This window comes from Asaia astilbis JCM 15831 (assembly GCF_000613845.1).
In the GTDB taxonomy this organism is placed as follows: domain Bacteria; phylum Pseudomonadota; class Alphaproteobacteria; order Acetobacterales; family Acetobacteraceae; genus Asaia; species Asaia astilbis.
Genome location: NZ_BAJT01000041.1, coordinates 1 through 1617, shown reverse-complemented (window position 1 = coordinate 1617; position 1617 = coordinate 1). Strand labels below are relative to the sequence as shown.

Below are 1617 nucleotides of genomic sequence, written 5' to 3'. Positions count from 1 at the left end.
CCCGAATAGTTATTGCCAAACGTCGAGTTGGCGTTGGTCAGAACCAGCGTTTTGTCACCCAGAACGGTGCTACCAGCGCCATCGAGAGCCTGGATTGAGGACGTAGATGACGTCGTGTTCGAGACATCGAAGGTGCCGTTGTTATGCACACCTGACGAGGAGGCAATCGCACCCGAACCATTCAAAGCCAGAGTGCCGTTCGTGATCGATGTCGCACCCGTGTAAGTATTATCGGCGGTCAGCGTGGTCGTGCCTGTTCCTGCCTGTGTCAGGGAGCCGGTTCCATCAATGACCTGATCGAGACTGACTGCGTCGCTGTGATTAACCACGAGCTGACCGTTATTATGGATGGCAGAACTGGTTGCGATACGGCCTGCCGTGCCGCCATTACCAAGCTGCAAGGTGCCCCACCGATCGTGGTGGCCCCCGTATAAGTCTGATCTTTTGTAATCACCAACGTTCCGGCATCAGTCTTTTCGAGCCCTGTACCGCCGGCAACATTGCTATCATTGATGACGGCATTCAGTTCAGCAGTAATGGATGCCCCGTCGCTCGTCCCGTCACCTACGCGGATCGTGGTTGTGCCCGTCGACGCGTAAAGATCGTCACCCGTAATTTTATAGGATTTACCATCACTATTAGCAAATTGCATGCCGCTGAAGGTGACATCAGCCGATGATCCGTCAATGTTCTGATCGCTGACTGTAACGGTGCCCGCTTGTCCCTGAAAAATAGCAAACTGCCCGGTGGTCCAGGGAGCGTTCGTCGAGCCATCTGAACTCGTCCAGTTGCTGGTTCCCGTTCCATTTACTGGTGTCCAGGTGCCATCTCCGCCATCAACCTGCTTGTCACCGGTCCCGTTCGTTCCATCCCAATAGTTCAGGGTCCCGTCACTCACAACGAGATTGATTTCCTTATCGACAGCCGTCTGCAACTCAAGCGTCGTCCCGGTTGCGGTCTGGACATTTCCCAGCTTAGCTGTCGAGGAAAGCAATGAACCATCGTAATTATAGATACGATAGACACCACGACCGAGGCCGGCACCTGAATCAATCGGTACCGTACTCGAGCCACCGGCAACGCCAGAAACATTCAGCGTGCCGCCAAAGTCGATGTCGCCCTTGACCTCGACAAGGTCATTATATTTACCACCCGCAGTAAATGCTTGCCCAAGATCCCAGTTCTGGATCGAGCCATCAGCTAGGGTCAGGTTCCCATTGATCGACAAGGTTCCGACAGAGCCAGACCCGGCGCCGGGTGAGAGAGTCCCGTTTTCGTCCACGATGACATTACCACCGATCGTGCCTGAACCGCCAAGCTGTGCACTAGACTGCACCGTAGTGGTACCTGTCGCAGCGCTCTGGTTTCCGTCGACCTGAAGTACCCCCGACGAGACCGTGGTCGCACCTGTATAACTGTTATTGCCTGTCAGAACCGTCGTCCCAGTGCCGATCTGGTTCAAATTACCGGATCCGGAGATGGTCTGACCGATGCTGACGGTATCGCTATGATTAACGTTTAGCGTGCCGTTATTAGCGATTGCTGAGGTATTGCCTATACGTCCGCTCGTGCCGCCATTTCCGAGAGACAATGTGCCATTGCTACCGATTGCCGTTC

At 54.5% G+C, this 1617-nt stretch carries 2 protein-coding genes; both read right to left on the bottom strand.

What is annotated here, in order from left to right; translation table 11 throughout:
* The coding region (locus JCM15831_RS20705; protein ID WP_198024371.1) for an autotransporter-associated beta strand repeat-containing protein at positions 1-329 on the bottom strand (329 nt) is incomplete at its 3' end.
* Positions 269-1617 (bottom strand): beta strand repeat-containing protein (locus JCM15831_RS19720; RefSeq protein WP_198024370.1); only part of this gene is annotated, 1349 nt, incomplete at its 5' end. The genes JCM15831_RS19720 and JCM15831_RS20705, both read right to left, overlap by 61 nt.